Source organism: Pseudomonas sp. RIT-PI-AD, assembly GCF_025642785.1.
Classification (GTDB): domain Bacteria; phylum Pseudomonadota; class Gammaproteobacteria; order Pseudomonadales; family Pseudomonadaceae; genus Pseudomonas_T.
This window is the reverse complement of sequence record NZ_JANZKU010000006.1, coordinates 125,941-143,851: the sequence shown is the minus strand read 5'-3', so window position 1 is coordinate 143,851 and position 17,911 is coordinate 125,941. Positions and strand designations below refer to the sequence as shown.

At 66.0% G+C, this 17,911-nt stretch carries 16 protein-coding genes; 1 reads left to right on the top strand and 15 read right to left on the bottom strand.

Going from position 1 to position 17,911, the window contains the following annotated elements:
• Positions 1–19 precede the first annotated feature (19 nt).
• The gene (locus tag OGL92_RS07665; RefSeq protein WP_263142364.1) at positions 20–475 is read left to right on the top strand and encodes a DUF721 domain-containing protein; all 456 of its coding nucleotides are present in this window, start codon (positions 20–22) and stop codon (positions 473–475) included.
• A gap of 76 nt (positions 476–551) precedes the next feature.
• Here the strand turns inward: OGL92_RS07665 and lpxC are convergent, their stop codons facing one another.
• From lpxC to rsmH, 15 genes are all read right to left on the bottom strand, one after another.
• A complete protein-coding gene (gene lpxC, locus OGL92_RS07660) occupies positions 552–1,463 on the bottom strand; it encodes a UDP-3-O-acyl-N-acetylglucosamine deacetylase (RefSeq protein WP_263142363.1) in 912 nt (303 codons plus the stop codon).
• 108 nt (positions 1,464–1,571) lie between these two features.
• Positions 1,572–2,753 carry a cell division protein FtsZ gene (ftsZ, locus tag OGL92_RS07655; RefSeq protein ID WP_263142362.1) on the bottom strand — a complete coding sequence of 394 codons (1,182 nt, stop codon included), beginning with the start codon at positions 2,751–2,753 and terminating at the stop codon, positions 1,572–1,574.
• A gap of 47 nt (positions 2,754–2,800) precedes the next feature.
• Positions 2,801–4,048 (bottom strand): cell division protein FtsA, encoded by a 1,248-nt coding sequence (ftsA, locus tag OGL92_RS07650; RefSeq protein WP_263142361.1) that lies wholly within the window; start codon positions 4,046–4,048, stop codon positions 2,801–2,803.
• 17 nt (positions 4,049–4,065) lie between these two features.
• Positions 4,066–4,929 (bottom strand): cell division protein FtsQ/DivIB, encoded by an 864-nt coding sequence (locus OGL92_RS07645; RefSeq protein WP_263142582.1) that lies wholly within the window; start codon positions 4,927–4,929, stop codon positions 4,066–4,068.
• A 55-nt stretch (positions 4,930–4,984) separates the two neighbouring features.
• Positions 4,985–5,935, bottom strand: coding sequence for a D-alanine--D-alanine ligase (locus tag OGL92_RS07640; protein WP_263142359.1), 951 nt, complete (start codon positions 5,933–5,935; stop codon positions 4,985–4,987).
• Entirely contained in the window at positions 5,932–7,359 is a 1,428-nt protein-coding gene (murC, locus tag OGL92_RS07635) for a UDP-N-acetylmuramate--L-alanine ligase (RefSeq protein ID WP_263142581.1), read from the bottom strand. The genes OGL92_RS07640 and murC overlap by 4 nt, the downstream gene beginning before the upstream one ends.
• A gap of 28 nt (positions 7,360–7,387) precedes the next feature.
• Positions 7,388–8,458, bottom strand: a complete 1,071-nt coding sequence (murG, locus tag OGL92_RS07630; RefSeq protein WP_263142357.1) for an undecaprenyldiphospho-muramoylpentapeptide beta-N-acetylglucosaminyltransferase — start codon at positions 8,456–8,458, stop codon at positions 7,388–7,390.
• Positions 8,448–9,677 (bottom strand): putative lipid II flippase FtsW, encoded by a 1,230-nt coding sequence (gene ftsW / locus OGL92_RS07625; protein ID WP_263142354.1) that lies wholly within the window; start codon positions 9,675–9,677, stop codon positions 8,448–8,450. The genes murG and ftsW overlap by 11 nt, the downstream gene beginning before the upstream one ends.
• The gene (murD, locus tag OGL92_RS07620; protein ID WP_263142352.1) at positions 9,677–11,023 is read right to left on the bottom strand and encodes a UDP-N-acetylmuramoyl-L-alanine--D-glutamate ligase; all 1,347 of its coding nucleotides are present in this window, start codon (positions 11,021–11,023) and stop codon (positions 9,677–9,679) included. The genes ftsW and murD overlap by 1 nt, the downstream gene beginning before the upstream one ends.
• A 13-nt stretch (positions 11,024–11,036) precedes the next feature.
• Positions 11,037–12,119, bottom strand: a complete 1,083-nt coding sequence (gene mraY, locus OGL92_RS07615) for a phospho-N-acetylmuramoyl-pentapeptide-transferase (protein ID WP_263142349.1) — start codon at positions 12,117–12,119, stop codon at positions 11,037–11,039.
• Positions 12,120–13,496 (bottom strand): UDP-N-acetylmuramoyl-tripeptide--D-alanyl-D-alanine ligase, encoded by a 1,377-nt coding sequence (gene murF, locus OGL92_RS07610; RefSeq protein ID WP_263142347.1) that lies wholly within the window; start codon positions 13,494–13,496, stop codon positions 12,120–12,122.
• Complete coding sequence (locus OGL92_RS07605; RefSeq protein ID WP_263142346.1) at positions 13,489–14,952, bottom strand: UDP-N-acetylmuramoyl-L-alanyl-D-glutamate--2,6-diaminopimelate ligase; 1,464 nt, start codon at positions 14,950–14,952, stop codon at positions 13,489–13,491. The genes murF and OGL92_RS07605 overlap by 8 nt, the downstream gene beginning before the upstream one ends.
• A complete protein-coding gene (locus OGL92_RS07600; RefSeq protein WP_263142345.1) occupies positions 14,952–16,682 on the bottom strand; it encodes a penicillin-binding protein 2 in 1,731 nt (576 codons plus the stop codon). The genes OGL92_RS07605 and OGL92_RS07600 overlap by 1 nt, the downstream gene beginning before the upstream one ends.
• On the bottom strand, positions 16,679–16,972 hold the full coding sequence (gene ftsL, locus OGL92_RS07595) for a cell division protein FtsL (RefSeq protein ID WP_263142344.1): 294 nt from the start codon (positions 16,970–16,972) through the stop codon (positions 16,679–16,681). The genes OGL92_RS07600 and ftsL overlap by 4 nt, the downstream gene beginning before the upstream one ends.
• Entirely contained in the window at positions 16,969–17,910 is a 942-nt protein-coding gene (gene rsmH / locus OGL92_RS07590) for a 16S rRNA (cytosine(1402)-N(4))-methyltransferase RsmH (RefSeq protein ID WP_263142342.1), read from the bottom strand. Before rsmH ends, ftsL begins: the two co-directional genes overlap by 4 nt.
• Position 17,911 lies beyond the last annotated feature (1 nt).

The window sequence follows — 17,911 nt, the reverse complement described above, 5'->3', positions numbered from 1 at the left end:
ATACCTCAGGCTTCCCGCCATGTCTTTTCGTCCCTTGCCGGCCCGGGGCACCGCCGCGCTCCTGCGCGAGACGAAGCCCCTGAAGGCCTTGTTCGACGAGGCGCAGCGCATCGACCGCCTGCAGCGCCTCCTGGAAAGCCAATTGCAACCGGCGGCGCGCGAACACTGCCATGTCGCTTCCTGGCGCGACGGTTGCCTGCTGCTGATCCTCACCGATGGCCACTGGGCCACGCGCATGCGCTATCAACAGCGTCGCCTCGAACGCCAATTGCGCGGTTTCGAAGAGTTCGCGACCTTAACGAAAATCCTCTTCAAGGTGCAACCTCCCGCCGCCCCGCGTAACGCGGGTGGAAGGACGCTGGAATTGTCCGTCTCGGCGGCCGAAAGCATTCAGTCCACCGCCGACGGCATCAGCGATGCGGGGCTGCGTGCGGCCCTGGAGCGACTGGCGCGACGAGGCAAGCGGAGCGACTGACGGCCTTTCCTTCCCGCATGCGCATAAAAAAACGGGCCACCCGAAGGTGGCCCAAGGAAAGGAAGGAAGGTCTTGCTCAACCGGCGGCAGCGGGGCGCATGTAGGAGATCGGTGCGCTGCTGGCATCGTCGAAGGTGACGACTTCCCAGGCATCGGTCTGCTCGATGAGCGCCCGGAGCAGGCGGTTGTTCAGGGCATGCCCCGATTTGAAACCACGGAATTCGCCGATCAGGCTGTTGCCCAGCAGGTACAGGTCGCCGATCGCATCCAGGATCTTGTGCTTGACGAATTCGTCCTCGTACCGCAGGCCGTCTTCGTTGAGCACACGGTTCTCGTCCACCACGATGGCGTTTTCCACGCTGCCGCCCAGGGCCAGGTTCTGCGAACGCAGGTACTCGATGTCGCGCATGAACCCGAAGGTCCGCGCGCGGCTGACTTCCTTGACGAAGGACGTGCTGGAGAAGTCGACGCTGGCGGTCTGGGTGCGACCGCGGAACACCGGGTGGTCGAAATCGATCTCGAAACTCACCTTGAAGCCATCGAACGGAATGAAGGTGGCGCGCTTGTCGCCCTCTTCGACCGTCACTTCCCGGACGATGCGGATGAATTTCTTCGGCGCCTCCTGCTCCTGCAGGCCGGCGGATTGAATCAGGAACACGAAGGGACCGGCGCTACCGTCCATGATCGGTACTTCGGGCGCGGAGAGTTCGACGTAGGCGTTATCGATGCCCAAGCCCGCCATGGCGGAAAGCAGATGCTCGACGGTGTCCACCTTGATGTCGCCGCTGATCAACGTGGTCGACATCGTGGTCTCGCCGACGTTTTCGGCCCGCGCGGGGATTTCCACCACGGGGTCGAGGTCGGTGCGGCAGAACACGATCCCGGTGTCCACCGGTGCCGGCTTCAGGGTTAGGTAAACCTTCTCCCCGGAGTGCAGGCCGACGCCAGTGGCACGGATGATGTTCTTCAGTGTGCGTTGTCTGATCATGGCTTGGCCGCTACGCTAGTTGCGAATTGTTTTCAACAATGGCCGGCGATAATAGCAGAACCGACCTTTGCTGAAAACCAATCGCCTTCATGGTCCTGATACAGTCCATCAATCAGCCTGGCGCCGCAGGAAGGCCGGAATATCCAGGTAATCGAGATCGTCCTGGGTATTCAGCTTGGCTGCGGTCGCCGCGCCGGAATGGCTCTGGCGCTGTACGGTGGGACGCTCGTAGTCCTTGTAGTTGACGGTCTGATCGGCGCGAGCCGCAGGCGTCGCCTGGCTGGCGGCGGCTACCTGGACGGTGTTGTCGATGACTTTCACCGGTTTTTCCAGGCGTGCGCCGAGGCCGGTGGCGACCACGGTGACGTGCAGTTCGTCGCGCATGTCGGCATCGATGACCGCGCCGACCTTGACGGTGGCGTGCTCGGAGGCGAACGCCTCGATGATCTCGCCCACCGCGGCGTATTCGCCCAGGGAGAGATCCAGACCGGCGGTGATGTTCACCAGGATGCCGCGGGCGCCGTGCAGGTTGACGTCTTCCAGCAGCGGATTGCGGATCGCCGCCTCGGTGGCCTCACGCGCCCGGTTCGGACCGCTGGCGCAGCCGGTACCCATCATCGCCATGCCCATTTCGCCCATGACGGTCTTGACGTCGGCGAAGTCGACGTTCATCAGGCCCGGACGCTGCATGATATCGGAGATGCCGCGTACCGCGCCGGCCAGTACGTCGTCCGCCTTGGCGAATGCCGAGAGCAGGCTGGCGTCCTTGCCGAGGATGGTCAGCAGTTTTTCGTTGGGGATGGTGATCAGCGAGTCGACGCACTCGGACAAGGCACGGATGCCTTCGTCGGCGACCTGCATGCGTTTGCGCCCTTCGAACGGGAAGGGACGGGTGACCACGGCCACGGTCAGGATGCCCATTTCCTTCGCCACTTCGGCGATGATCGGCGCCGCACCGGTACCGGTACCGCCACCCATGCCGGTGGTGATGAACACCATGTCGGCGCCCTGCAGCACCTCGGCGATACGCTCGCGGTCCTCCATGGCGGCCTGGCGGCCGATTTCCGGGTTGGTACCTGCGCCGAGTCCCTTGGTCACGCCTGGGCCGAGCTGCAGCACAGTGCGCGCACCGACGTTCTTCAGGGCCTGGGCATCGGTGTTGGCGCAGATGAATTCGACGCCTTCGATGTTGTTCTGGACCATGTGGTTGACGGCATTGCCGCCGCCGCCGCCCACACCGATCACCTTGATTACTGCGCTTTGCGGGATGTTATCTACGAGTTCGAACATGTTCCCCTCTCCTTCCTTTCTAGTTGTACGCCTACAGCCACCGCGGATTAAAAGTTGCCCTGGACCCAACGCTTGAGCCGTTCCAGGACAGGTGTCTTGGGTTCATCGTTGTAACTGATGTTGCCGGGCATGATCACGCCGTCGGCCTGCTTCTGCAGGCCGTAGAGCAGCAGCCCCACGCCCGTTGAATAAATCGGATTGCGCACCACGTCGGCCAGCCCCTTGACGGTATGGGGGACGCCCAGCCGGACCGGCATGTGGAAGATTTCCTCGGCGAGTTCCACCGCCCCTTCCATTTTCGAGGTGCCGCCGGTCAGTACGATGCCGGCCGGGATCAGGTCCTCGTAGCCGCTGCGACGCAGTTCCGCCTGGATCAGCGTGAACAACTCGTCGTAGCGCGGCTCGACCACCTCGGCCAGGGCCTGGCGGGACAACTCGCGCGGCGGACGGTCGCCGACGCTCGGTACCTTGATGGTTTCGCCGGCTCCGGCCAGCTTGGCCAGGGCGCAGGCGTAACGGATCTTGATTTCCTCGGCGTACTGGGTGGGCGTGCGCAGCGCCATGGCGATGTCGTTGGTCACCTGGTCGCCGGCGATCGGGATGACTGCCGTGTGGCGAATCGCCCCTTCGGTGAAAATCGCGATGTCGGTGGTACCGCCGCCGATGTCCACCAAGCACACGCCCAGTTCCTTTTCGTCGTCGGTCAGGACCGAATAAGCCGAAGCCAGTTGTTCCAGAATGATGTCGTCGACCTCCAGGCCGCAGCGGCGCACGCACTTCTCGATGTTCTGTGCGGCGTTCACCGCGCAGGTCACGACGTGGACCTTGGCTTCCAGGCGCACGCCGGACATGCCCAAGGGCTCGCGTACGCCTTCCTGGTTGTCGATCACATAGTCCTGGGGCAAGGTGTGCAAGACCCGCTGGTCGGCTGGGATCGCCACCGCCTGGGCCGCGTCCAGCACGCGCTCCAGATCGGCCTGGCTGACCTCGCGATCGCGAATCGCCACGATGCCATGGGAGTTGAGGCTGCGAATGTGGTTGCCCGCCAGGCCGACGAAGGCCGAATGGATCCGGCAGCCGGCCATCAGTTGGGCTTCCTCGATGGCGCGCTGGATCGATTGCACGGTGGATTCGATGTTCACCACCACGCCTTTCTTGAGGCCACGGGACGGATGGGTGCCGATGCCGACGATCTCCAACTGACCATCGGCCGCCAGTTCGCCCACCAGGGCGACGACCTTGGACGTCCCGATGTCCAGCCCAACGATCATCTTGCCGCTCTGCACGCTTGCCATGATTCTTTGCCTACTCCTCAATTCACTGCACGGGAGGCCGTGGCCAACGCCGTCGGCGCAACGGGTTCGCGCCAGCCCACGGCCAGGCCGTTGGGATAACGCAGGTCGACTCGAGCGACTTTGTCGATCTGTTCTTTCAGCGCCTTGTCGTAAATCGTGATGAAACGCCGCATTTTTTCCACCAGATGGTCACGACCGAGCAACAGTTCCAGGCTCTGACCCGCAGCGGCGCCGCCAGTGCCCGCCTGAGCGGCGGTGAGGAACCAACTACCGCGCTCGCGCAGTTCCAGCCGGGAAATGGAGAAGCCCAGCGGACGCAGCATCTGGCTGAGCACCTGATACTGCTGCATCACCTGCTCCTGGGCGCGCTGCGGGCCCCAGAGCTGCGGCAGGTGCTCGTAATGGGCCACCTCGCGGGGCGCGAACGCCTGGCCTTGGTTGTTCAACAGGGCTTCGTCGCCCCAGCGCGCGATGGGAAGCTGCTCCTCCAGATGGATGGCCACCTGGTCCGGCCATACGCGGCGGACTTCGGCGCTGGCGATCCAGGGCATCTGCTCCAGTTCGTGGCGCATGGCGGTCAGGTCGACGCTGAAGAAACTGCCTTCGGCATAGGGCGCGATACGCTCCTGAACCGCTTGCTGGCTGATGTAGCTGAGATCGCCCTGCACGCTGATCTTGGCGATCGGGCGATCCGCATACGGCAACGCCAACTGCGCCAGTTCGTAGGTGCCGAAGCCGAGTCCGACCAGCAGGAACGGCCAGGTCAGGCGCTTGATGAAGCCGAAGCTGGGCTTGGGCACGCGCACCCGGGCGCTCAGCGGCTCCTTGGCCACCAGGCGGCTGGCGCCGCGAGGCACGGCTTTGCCCTTGCCCGCGCCCATGGGCGCGCGGAGGGATAGGGGGGAGTGCGAATGGCGGAACGTGGCGGCGTGCATGTCATCGACCCCGCGCTTCGATGCTGTCGGCGAGGATCGCCAACACCAGTTGCTGGAAATCCAGACCGGCGGCCTTCGCCGCCATCGGCACCAGGCTGTGATCGGTCATGCCGGGAACGGTGTTGACTTCGAGCAGCCAGAAACGGCCCTCGGCGTCCTGCATGACATCCGCCCGTGCCCAGCCCTGGGTGCCGACGGCTTCGCAGGCACGCGCGGTGAGCGCCTTGAGTTCCTCTTCGCGCTCCGGCTCCAGGCCGCAGGGGATGCGGTACTGGGTGTCGGAGGCCAGGTACTTGGCGTCATAGTCGTAGAACGTATGGGGGGTGCCCAGGCGGATCGCCGGCAGGACCTGGCCGCGCAACATCGCGATGGTGAATTCCGGCCCGTTGATCCACTGCTCGACCAATACCTGGGAGTCGTACTCGCCGGCAGCCTGCCAGGCGGCGACCAATTCGTTCACCTCGGCCACCTTGGCCATACCGATACTCGAGCCTTCATGGGCCGGTTTGACGATCAACGGGAAGCCCAGTTCCCTCGCCGCGGCATGGCAATCCTCGACGCTGGCCAAGACCGCGTGGCGCGGCGTCGGCAGGCCAAGGCTTTGCCAGACCTGCTTGGTGCGCAGTTTGTCCATCGCCAGCGCCGACGCCAGGATGCCGCTGCCGGTGTAGGGAATCCCGGCGCATTCCAGCAAGCCCTGCATGGAGCCGTCCTCGCCGCCACGGCCGTGCAGCACGATGAAGGCGCGATCGATGCGCTCCGCGCTCAGGCGCTGCAGGAAATCGTCGCCGACATCGATACCGAAGGCGTCCACGCCAGCCGCCTGCAAGGCTTCCAGCACGGCCTGCCCGGACTTCAGCGAAACCGCCCGTTCGGCGCTCTTGCCGCCATACAGGACGGCGACGCGGCCGAACACGGCGGGCTCGAGGGTGCAGCGCAAGGTGTCACTCATAGCGATTTCCTTTCGCCGGCGTCGGCCGGCGAAGCGTTCTGGAACAGCGGGTTCTGGATCAGTTGCGGGGCCAGCGCGCCGATGTCGCCGGCGCCCTGGCAGAGCAGGATGTCGCCGGCGCGCAGCAGCGGCTTGACCAGCGGGGCGAGGTCGACGCCACGCTCGATGTAGATCGGGTCGAGCTGGCCGCGCTGGCGGATGCTGTGGCAGAGCTGACGGCTGTCCGCGCCGGGGATCGGCTCTTCGCCGGCCGGGTAGACCTCCATCAGCAACAGCACGTTGGATTCGCTGAGCACCTGTACGAAGTCTTCGTACAGGTCGCGGGTACGGGTGTAGCGATGCGGCTGGTAGACCATCACCAGGCGGCGCTCCGGCCAACCGCCGCGCACGGCTTTGATCACCGCCGCCACTTCGCGGGGATGGTGACCGTAATCGTCCACCAGCATCACGCTGCCGCCGTCCACCGGCAACTCGCCGTAGACCTGGAAGCGCCGCCCCACGCCTTCGAAGCCGGACAGGCCCTGGACGATGGCCTCGTCGGAAATGCCTTCGTCGGTGGCGATGACGATGGTCGCCAGGGAGTTCAGTACGTTATGCAGCCCGGGCATGTTCACCGACACGTCCAAGGGCGCACGGTCCTTGCGCAGCACCGTGAAATAGGTGCGCATGCCGTCCTGGCGAATGTTGATCGCGCGGACGTCGGCATCTTCGGCGAAGCCGTAGGTGACGGTCGGCCGGGCCACCTGGGGCAGGATCTCGCGCACCACCGGATCGTCGACGCAGAGCACCGCCAAGCCGTAGAACGGCAGGTTGTGCAGGAACTCGACGAAGGTCTTCTTCAACTTGTTGAAGTCGCCTTCGTAGGTGGCCATGTGGTCGGCGTCGATATTGGTGACCACCGCGACCATCGGTTGCAGGTGCAGGAAGCTGGCGTCGCTTTCGTCGGCCTCGGCCACCAGGTAACGGCTGGTGCCCAACTGGGCATTGGTGCCGGCCGCGTTCAGGCGGCCGCCGATGACGAAGGTCGGGTCCAGCCCGCCGGCGGCGAATACCGAGGCGGTGAGGCTGGTGGTGGTGGTCTTGCCGTGGGTACCGGCGACAGCGATGCCGTGGCGGTAACGCATCAGCTCGGCGAGCATCTCGGCGCGGGGCACCACCGGGATGCGGCGTTCCAAGGCGATGGCGACTTCGGGGTTGGCCTTGTTGACGGCGCTGGAGACCACCAACACGTCGGCGCTCTCGGCGTTTTCCGCGCGATGGCCGATGAATACCTGGGCGCCGAAACGCTCCAGTCGCTCGGTCACCGACGAGGCGCGCAGGTCGGAGCCGGACACCTGGTAGCCGAGGTTGAGCAGCACTTCCGCGATGCCGCACATGCCGACCCCGCCGATGCCGACGAAGTGGATGCGGCGAATCCGGCGCATTTCCGGTTGCGGGGCGGCTTTCTGGCTCTTAACCACGGGCCACCTCCAGGCAAATGTCCACCACCTGGCGGGTGGCATCGGGCTTGGCCAGACGGCGGGCGATCACGCCCATGGCCTCGAGTTTTTCCGGTTGCATCAAAACCTCGGTCAGCTGCGCGGCGAGTCGGTCCGCGTCAGTCGCATGTTGCGGGAGAAGGAAGGCAGCGCCCTCCTTCGCCAGGTATTCGGCGTTGCGGCTCTGGTGATCGTCGATCGCCTGGGGCAAAGGCACCAGGAACGACGGCAGGCCGGCGGCTGCCAGCTCGCTCACGGTGAGCGCGCCGGCCCTGCACACCACCAGGTCGGCCCAGGCGTAGGCCTTGGCCATGTCTTCGATAAACGGTGCCACCTCGGCCTCGATACCCAGTTCCCGATAACGCGCGGCGGTGGAGTGGTCGTGGCGTTTGCCGGCCTGGTGGAAGATCGTCGGGCGGTGCTCCGCCGGCAATTTCGCCAGTGCCTCCGGCAGCAGGCGGTTCAACGGCTCGGCGCCCAGGCTGCCCCCGAGGATCAGCAAATGCGGACGACGGCCGGCGAGCGCTTCCCGCGCGCTGTCGATGAACAGCTCCTCGCGCACCGGGTTGCCAGTCGTGCGGCGCCTGTCGCTGTTGGCGAAGGTATCCGGGAAGGCCTCGCAGATACGCGTGGCGAAAGGCGCGAGGCTGCGATTGGCGGTGCCGGCCACGGCATTCTGTTCGTGGATCACCAGGGGCGCGCCCTTGAGTTTCGCCGCCAGCCCGCCGGGCCCGGTGACGTAGCCGCCCATGCCGAGCACGCAGACCGGGCGCAGCTCGCCCATCACCCGGCGCGCCTGCAGCAGGGCGCGAACCAGTTGGAAGGGTGCCTTGAAGAGGGATTTCCAGCCCTTCCCGCGCAACCCGCTGACCTGGATCAGGTGCAGAGGCAGGCCGGCGGCCGGAACCAGGTCGTTCTCGATGCCGCGCGGAGTCCCCAGCCAGTGCACGCGGTAGCCCCGTGCCTGGAACTCGCGGGCGCAGGCCAGGGCCGGGAACACGTGGCCGCCGGTTCCGCCGGCCATGATCAGCACGTTAGCGGACATGTTTCAGTCCCCCCGTGGCGACCGGCTCTTCGCGGAAATCCGATTCGTCGAACTCGACGTCCTCGCTGCCCAGTTGGGTGCGCCGCTCCCACTCGATGCGCAGCAGCAAGCCCATGCTGACGCAGCAGATCACCAGGGAGCTGCCGCCATAACTCAGGAAGGGCAAGGTCAGCCCCTTGGTCGGCAGCAGGCCGACGTTCACCCCGATGTTGATCAGGAATTGCCCGATCCAGAGGAAGCTCAACCCATAGGCGATGTAGGCGGAGAAATACTGCTTGGCCTGTTCGGCCCAGATGCCGATGTAGAGGGCCCGCACGCTGACGAAGACGAACAGCGCGACGGTGACCAGCGCGCCCACCAGGCCGAGCTCCTCGGCCAGCACCGAGAACACGAAGTCGGTGTGGGCTTCCGGCAGGTAGAACTGCTTCTGCACGCTGTTACCGAGGCCGACGCCGAACCATTCGCCACGCCCGAAGGCGATCAGCGCCTGGGTCAGCTGGTAACCGGAGCCGAACTGGTCGGCCCAGGGGTCGGTGAAGGTGGTCAGGCGCGCCATCCGGTAGGGCTGCGCCTGGACCAGCACGAATACCGCGCCCGCGGCCAGGGCGACCATGAGGCCGAAACGGAACAGGCCGACCCCGCCGAGGAACAGCATGCCCGCCGCCGCGCCCATCATCACCACGGTGGCGCCGAAGTCCGGTTCCAGCAGCAACAGGCCGGCCATCGGCAACAGCACCACGAAGGGCTTGAAGAAGCCCATCCAGCTTTCCCGTACTTCTTCCTGCTGGCGCACCAGGTAGCCGGCCAGGTAGATCACCACGAAGACCTTGGCGATCTCCGAAGGCTGAACGTTGAAGGCGCCGAACCCGATCCAGCGCATCGAGCCGTTCACTTCCCGGCCGAGCCCGGGGACCAGGACCATCGCCAGCAGGCCGAACGCGCCCAACAGCAGCATCCAGCCCCAGCGTTGCCATGTGGCCAGCGGAATCATCATCACCAGGCCGCAGGCACCCAGGCCGATGGCCAGGTAAATCAGGTGGCGGATCATGTGGTACAGCGGGTTGCCCGATTGGGCGGCGGCTACTTCCGAGGAAGCCGAGGTGATCATGACCAGGCCCAGGCCGAGCAACGCCATGCAGCCGGCCAGCAGGGGGAAGTCCAGGTCGATGCCACGATGGCTGAACAACGGGGACGGGAAGGGCCGCAGGATGGAAAGCATCAGTTCAGCCCCTCTGCCGCATGGGCGAACACACGTCCGCGCTCTTCGAAATTCTTGAACATGTCCAGGCTCGCGCAGGCAGGCGACAGCAGCACCGCGTCGCCCGGCTGGGCGAACTCGGCGCAGCGCCGCACCGCATCCTCGAGGGTGGCGACGCGCAATTGCGGTACGCCGTCGCCCAGGGCCGCAGCGACACGCTCGGCGTCGCGGCCGATCAACACCACCGCGCGGCAATAACGGCCGACCGGGGCGCGCAAGGCGGAGAAATCGGCGCCCTTGCCATCGCCGCCGGCGATCAGCACCAGCTTGCCGTCGATATCCGCGCCCAGGCCTTCGATGGCCGCCAGGGCGGCGCCGACATTGGTCGCCTTGGAGTCGTCGTAGAAGTCCACGCCTTCCCAGCGGCGAATCCACTGGCAACGGTGGGCCAGGCCGCCGAAGCGCCGAAGGGTTCTCAGCATCGGCGCGAAGGGCAGGCCCACCGCATGGCCGAGGGCCAGGGCCGCCAGGGCGTTGGCCTGGTTATGGGCGCCACGGATTTTCAGCTCGCGCACGGGCATGAGTGCTTCGAATTGGAACGCCAGGTATTTCTCGCCGCCCTCCTCGATCAGGCCGAAGCCGCGGAAGTCCGGCTTGTTCAGGCCGAAGGTCCAGCACGGCAGTTGGTCCGCCACCAGCGGACGCGACAAGGCGTCGCCACGGTTGACCACGATCTGCCGGGCACCGCGGAAGATCCGGTGCTTGGCCAGGTGATAGGCCTGCAGGTTCGCATAGCGGTCCATGTGGTCTTCGCTGACGTTGAGCACGGTCGCCACCTCGGCATCCAGCCGCTCGGTGGTCTCCAGCTGGAAACTGGAGAGTTCCAGCACGTAGAGCTCCACATCCTCGCCCAACAGGTCCAGCGCAGGCACGCCGAGATTGCCGCCGACGGCGACGCGCCGGCCGGCTTCCGCGGCCATTTCGCCCACCAGGGTGGTGACGGTGCTCTTCGCATTGGAGCCGCTGATGGCGACGATGGGTGCCTTGGCCTCGCGGGCGAACAGCTCGATGTCGCCCGACAGCCGCACACCGCGCTTGGCGGCTTCCTGCAAGGCGGGCATCGCCAGGGACAGCCCGGGGCTCACCAACAACTCGCTGGCGCGGCAGAGGAAGTCCACATCCAGCTCGCCACAACGCACTTCCACCTCGGGGAAGCATTCGCGCAGCGTGGCCAGTTCCGGCGGGTTCGCACGGGTATCGGCGACGGCGAAGGCGATGCCCTTGCGCGCCAGATAGCGCACCAGGGACATGCCGCTCTTGCCGAGGCCGACAACGATGCGGAACTGGTCGGAAGCGATAAGACTCATGCTCGTCCTGTGCTCAACGCAGTTTCAAGGTGGCCAGGCCGACCAGCACCAGGATCACGGTAATGATCCAGAAGCGCACGATCACGCGGGGCTCGGGCCAGCCCTTGAGTTCGAAATGATGGTGGATGGGGGCCATGCGAAACACGCGGCGGCCGGTGAGTTTGAACGAGGCGACCTGGATCATCACCGAGAGGGTTTCCATGACGAACACCCCGCCCATGACGAACAACACCACTTCCTGGCGGACGATGACGGCGATGGTGCCCAGGGCGGCGCCCAGGGCCAGCGCGCCCACGTCGCCCATGAAGACCTGGGCCGGATAGGTGTTGAACCAGAGGAAACCGAGGCCGGCACCGATCAACGCGCCGCTGAACACGATCAGTTCGCCCGCGCCGGGCACGTAGGGGATCAGCAGATAGTCGGCGAACTTCACGTTGCCCGACAGGTAGCAGAAGATGCCGAGGGCGCCGCCGACCATTACCGTCGGCATGATCGCCAGACCGTCCAGGCCATCCGTCAGGTTCACCGCGTTGCTGGAGCCGACGATGACGAAGTAGCTCAACACCACGAAGCCGATCCCCAGGGGGACTTCCACGTCCTTGAGCATCGGCAGGATGAAGGTGGTCTCGATGGGGGTCTGGGCGGTCGCATAGAGGAACAGTGCCGCGCCCAAGCCGAATACCGACTGCCAGAAGTACTTCCAGCGGCTGGGTAGCCCGCGGGAATTCTTCTCGATCACCTTGCGGTAGTCGTCGACCCAGCCGATGGCGCCGAACAGCAGGGTGACGGCCAGCACCACCCAGACGTAGCGATTGCTCAGGTCGGCCCACAGCAGGGTGCTGACGGTGATGGCCGAGAGGATCAGCGCGCCGCCCATGGTCGGCGTACCGGACTTGGACAGGTGCGACTGCGGACCGTCGTTGCGCACCGCCTGGCCGATCTGGCGGTTTTGCAGGGTGCGGATCATCCAGGGACCCAGCCACAGCGAAAGCACCAGCGCGGTGAGCACGCCGAGAATCCCGCGCAAGGTGAGGTACTGGAAGACCCCGAAGCCCTTGTAGAACTGTTGCAGGTACTCGGCCAACAGCAGCAGCATTTAATGTGTCTCCCGGTTGAAACCACAAAGCGCAGCGACGACGTGCTCCATCGCTGCGCTGCGCGAACCTTTGATGAGAATGGTGGTGTCGGCGTCCTGCTCGACGCCCAGCGCTTCGATCAGGCTGGGCTGATCGGCGAAGTGACGGGCGTTCTCGCCGAACGCCAGGGCGGCATGGGCCATCAAGGGCCCGACGGCGTACAGCGCATCGACCTTGCCGGCGGCGTAGGCGCCGACGTCGCGATGGCCCTGCTCGGCCCACTCGCCCAGCTCGCCGATGTCCCCGAGCACCAGGACGGTGCGGCCGGGAAAGCCGGCGAGTATATCAATCGCCGCGCACATGGACGTGGGATTGGCGTTGTAGGTGTCGTCGATCACCCGCATGCCGTTGGCCGCCAGGCAAGCGGCCGCGCGGCCCTTCACCGGTTGCAGACGTTGCAGCCCGGCCTGGATTCCGACCAGCGGCGTTCCCAGCGCGTGGGCGGCGGCGGCGGCGGCAAGTGCGTTGGCGACGTTGTGCCGCCCCAGCAGGTTGAGCTGGATCGGTACGCTGCCGGCCTTGCCGCGCAGGGTGAAGGCGGCACAGCCGCGGGCGTCCTGGTGCAGGTCGTCGGCATGGAAATCGGCACGGGGGTCGCCAAGGGCGAAGCTCAGGATCGCGCGGTCGCCGGCGCGGGCGCGCCACTGCTCGAACGCCTTGTCGTCCAGATTGAGCACCGCGACACCATCGGTGCCGAGGCCTTCGAGAATCTCGCCCTTGGCCTCGACGATCTTCTCCGGGCCGCCGAACTCGCCGACGTGGGCGGTGCCGGCGTTGTTGATGATCGCCACCTGGGGCCGGGTCAGGCTGACCGTGTAGGCGATCTCGCCCAGGCGCGAGGCACCCAGCTCGATGACCGCGCTGCGGTGCTCCGGGGACAGCTCCAGCAGGGTCAGGGGTACACCCAGGTCGTTGTTCAGGTTGCCACGGGTCGCCAGGACCGCATGCTCCCCCGCATCGGCGCGCAGGATCGCAGCGAGCATTTCCTTGACCGTGGTCTTGCCGCTGGAGCCCGTCACCGCGGCCAGCTTGCCGCTGAACGCGTCGCGGTTCAGCGCGGCGAGGCGGCCGAGGGCCAGGCGGGTATCCGCCACGATCAGTTGCGGCAGGTCCGAATCGGCGACCTCGCGCTCGACCAGGGCGGCGACCGCGCCCTTGGCGGCGACTTCGTTCAGGTAATCGTGTCCGTCGAAGCGCGGACCGCTCAGGGCGATGAACAGTTGGCCAGGGGCAATGCGCCGGCTGTCGCTGGATACCGCGTCGAACGCGACATCGGCGCCGCGCAGGCGACCGCTCACGGCGGTAGCGACCTGGGAAAGGCGGAGCGGCTCAAGCATGGGCGACTCCCCAGGCAGCCAGGGCGGCAGCCGCTTGTTGCAAGTCGGAGAACGGCTGGCGAACGCCGGCGATTTCTTGATAGTCCTCATGGCCTTTGCCGGCCAGCAGCACCACATCCTCGGCCGTAGCCGTCGCGATTACTCGAGCGATCGCATCGCCACGGCCGTGCACGAACTCGACCTCGGACGCGTCCGAGAAACCCGGGCGGATGTCGGCGAATATCTGTGCGGGGCTTTCGCCACGCGGGTTGTCGTCGGTGACCACCACCGCATCCGCCAATCGCTCGGCGGCGGCGGCCATCAGGGGGCGCTTGCCGCGGTCGCGATCGCCGCCGCAGCCAAATAGGCAGAACAGGCGACCGCGTACGTGAGGGCGTAAGGCTTCCAGCACTTGCTCGAGGGCGTCCGGGGTATGGGCGTAATCCACCACCACCAGCGGTTTCTCCGCGCCGCCGAGGCGCTGCATGCGCCCGACCGGCCCTTGCAGGTTCGGCATCGCCCGGAGGATTTCATCCAGCGGATAGCCCAGGCCGAGGAGCGCGCCGGCCACCGCCAGCAAGTTGCTGAGGTTGAAACGGCCCAGCAGCGGACTGCGCAACAGCCCTTCGCCTTGAGGCGTCACCACATGGGCGTTCACGCCGTGATCGTCGAAACGTGCTTCGCGGCAATAAAGGAAGGCGGCCGGGTTCTTCAGGCTGTAGCCGATCAGACGGGATTCGCGCTTTTCCTCCGCCAAGCGGAGCCCGAAGGCATCGTCGAGGTTGATCACCCGGCAGCGCAGGCCTGGCCAGTCGAACAGCCGTGCCTTGGCGGCACCGTAGGCGTCCATCGAACCGTGGTAGTCGAGGTGGTCGCGGGACAGGTTTGTGAATACCGCGACGTCGACGTGGAGTGCAGCGATCCGGCCCTGGTCGAGGCCATGGGAGGAAACCTCCATGGCGACCGCGCGGGCCCCGGCTTGTTTCAACTGCGCCAGGGTAGCTTGCACCGCCAGCGGGTCGGGAGTGGTGTGGCGCCCGCTTTCGAGCGCCTCATGGAACCCGGTGCCGAGGGTGCCGACGATGCCGCAGCGCTCGCCCAGGCGATCCAGAGCCTGGGCCAGCAGTTGGCTGACGCTGGTCTTGCCATTGGTGCCGGTGACACCGATCAGATGCAGCCCCCGGCTCGGCTCGCCGTAGAAGCGCCCGGCGATGGCCGACAATTGCTGGGACAGGCCCTTGCAGGGGATCAGCGCCACACCGGGCGCCTCGATGGGCGAAGCGCCCTCGGCTTCGTAGGCAACGGCTGCCGCGCCGCGCGCCACGGCGTCGGCGATATGAGTGCGACCGTCCTGCTGCAGCCCGGGCACCGCGAGGAAAAGATCCCCCGGGCGTACCTTGCGGCTATCCAGGGTCAATTCGCGGATCAGGGTCGCGCTTTCAGCCTGGGGAAGGAGTTGATTCAGCGGCATCGGCATCAGAGCGGCCCTCCCTTGCCCGGGTTTTGCGCCACGGCCTGGTCGTCCGTCTTCAGGTTATCCGGGGCGATGTTCATCAGGCGCAGGGTACCGGCCATGACCTTGCCGAAGACCGGCGCGGAGACCAGGCCCCCGAAATAGCCGGCCTTGCTCGGTTCGTCGATCACCACCGCGATGGCGATACGCGGATTGCTCATCGGGCCGAAGCCGGTGAACAACGAACGGTAGGCGTTTTCCGCGTAACCCTTGGTGCCTACGCTGGTCTTGCGCGCTGTGCCACTCTTGCCGGCGACGTGATAACCCGGCACCTGGGCGCGGAACACACCGCGCGGCGCCTCCACCACCTGCTGCAACATGCCCTGCATGGTCTTGGCGACGTCTTCGTTGATCACCTGCACGCCATCGGGTATCCGATCCGCGCGGGTCATGGTCAGGGGCACGCTGCGACCGCCGTTGGCCAGCACGGAATAGGCATGGGCCAGTTGCACCGCGGTCACCGACAGGCCATAGCCGTAGGACAGGGTGGCGGTCTCGGCCTTGCGCCATTCGCGGTAGTTGGGCAGGTTGCCGACCCGCTCGCCGGGGAAGCCCAGCCCGGTGTCCTGGCCGAGGCCGACCTGCTGCATGACGTTGTAGATGGCTTCGCCGCCGATATCGAAGGCGACCTTGCTCATCCCGACGTTACTGGAGTTGATCAGGATGCCGGTCAGGTCGAGGATGCGGCCCTCGGTCTTGGACACGTCCTTGATGGTGTAGCGGCCGATCTGCAGCGAGCCGGGCCAGACTTCGACGGTGTCGCTGGGTTTCCAGCGCCCGCTCTGCAAGGCCGCACTCATGGAGAAGGGTTTCATGGTGGAGCCGGGCTCGAACACATCGATCATCGCCCGGTTGCGCATCGCCGCCGGTTGCAGGTTGCGGCGATTGTTCGGGTTGTAGGTGGGCTGGTTGGCCATGGCCAGCACTTCGCCGGTCTTCACGTCGACGATCACCAGGCTGCCGGCCTTCGCGCCGTTCTCCACCAACGCGTTGCGCAGCTCACGGTGGGCCAGGTACTGCAGACGCAGGTCGATGGAAAGCGCCAGGGCCTTGCCGGGCTTGGCGTTCTTGGTGACCTGCACGTCCTTGATCAATCGCCCGCGGCGATCCTTGACCACCTGGCGTTTGCCGGGCACGCCTGCCAACCACTGGTCGAAGGCCAGCTCCACCCCTTCCCGGCCGCGATCATCCACGTCGGTGAAACCGACCACGTGGGCGGTGACCTCGCCAGCCGGGTAGAAACGGCGAAACTCCTCGATGGAGTACACCCCGGGCACTTTGTGCTGGAGTACGCTCTGGCCCTGCTCGGGGGTCAGGCCACGGACGAGATAGAGGAATTCGCGGTTGGCGTTCTGATCGATACGCTCGACGAATGCCTTGGGATCCTGCCCGAGCGCCTGGGCCAGCGCCGGCCAGCGGTCCCGGGACCCCATCATTTCCTTGGGATTGGCCCACAAGGTCACCACCGGTGTGCTCACCGCCAGGGGCTCGCCGTTGCGGTCGGTGATCAGCCCGCGGTGCGCCGGAATCGGAATGTGGCGCATGCTGCGCGCGTCGCCCTGCCCTTGCAGGAAGGTGTGGTCGATGACGTGAAGATCGATGATCCGCCAGGAAATGGCGGCCACCATCAACCCCAGCAGCGCGAGCACCAAGCGAAAGCGCCAGGGATAGAGCGCGCCCTCGAGATTCCTCATGGCGCCACCATCCGCACTTCGCCCGGCTCGGGGATGCGCAGCTTCAATTGTTCGCTGGCCAGGGTCTCGATGCGGTTGTGCGCCGTCCAGGTGCTCTGTTCGAGGATCAGCCGCCCCCACTCGGCCTGGGCCTTGTCGCGCACGCTCATTTCCCCATACAGGGTGTTGAGCAACTGGCGATTCCAATGGGCGCTGTAGGCGACGCCGATGGCGGAAAGCAGCACGCCGATGAACAGCACCAGCATCAACAGGCTGCCAGTAGGCAAAGGCTTGGCCTGGAAGCGGTTCATTTCAGCTTCTCCGCGATGCGCATCACTGCGCTGCGCGAGCGCGGGTTGGCTTTGAGTTCTTCAGTGGAGGCATAGCTGGGCTTGCCGAGGAGTTTCATGCGCGGCTCGAACGCGGCCGGGCGGATCGGCAAGTCGCGCGGCAAGGTATCGGCCTCGCCCTTGGCGTGCTTGCGCATGAACTGTTTGACGATGCGGTCCTCGAGCGAATGGAAGCTGATCACCACCAGCCGGCCGCCGACCGCCAGGCTTTCCAGCGCCGCCTCCAGGCCGCGATGCAGGTCGTCCAGCTCGCTGTTGATCTTGATGCGCAGCCCCTGGAAGGCGCGGGTCGCCGGGTTCTTGCCCTTTTCCCAGGCCGGGTTGGCCTCGGTGAGCACGGCGGCCAGGTCGGCGGTGCGCTCGAACGGCTTCTCCGCGCGCCGCTGCACCACGGCTCGCGCCATGCGCTTGGCGAAACGCTCTTCGCCGTACTCCTTGAAAACCCGGGCGATCTCCGCTTCGTCGGTCTGCGCGATCCATTGGGCGGCGCTGATGCCCTGGCTCGGGTCCATGCGCATGTCCAACGGGCCGTCGTTGAGAAAGCTGAAGCCGCGCTCGGGGTCGTCCAGTTGCGGAGAAGAAACGCCCAGGTCGAGCAATACGCCCTGGACGGAACCCTGCAGGCCACGCGCCCTGGCTTCCTCGCCAAGTTCGGCGAAGCTGCGCTGCACAACGACAAAGCGGCCGTCCTCGGCCGCCAGCGCTTGCCCCGTCGCGATCGCCTGTGGGTCTTTGTCGAACCCCAGCAGGCGACCTTGCGGACCGAGTTTTTCGAGGATCGCCCGGCTGTGCCCGCCCCGCCCGAAGGTGCCGTCGAGGTAGCAGCCATCCGCTCGAATGGCCAGCCCTTCGACGGCCTCGTCGAGCAATACGGTGATGTGGCGGAGGCCGTTGGTCATA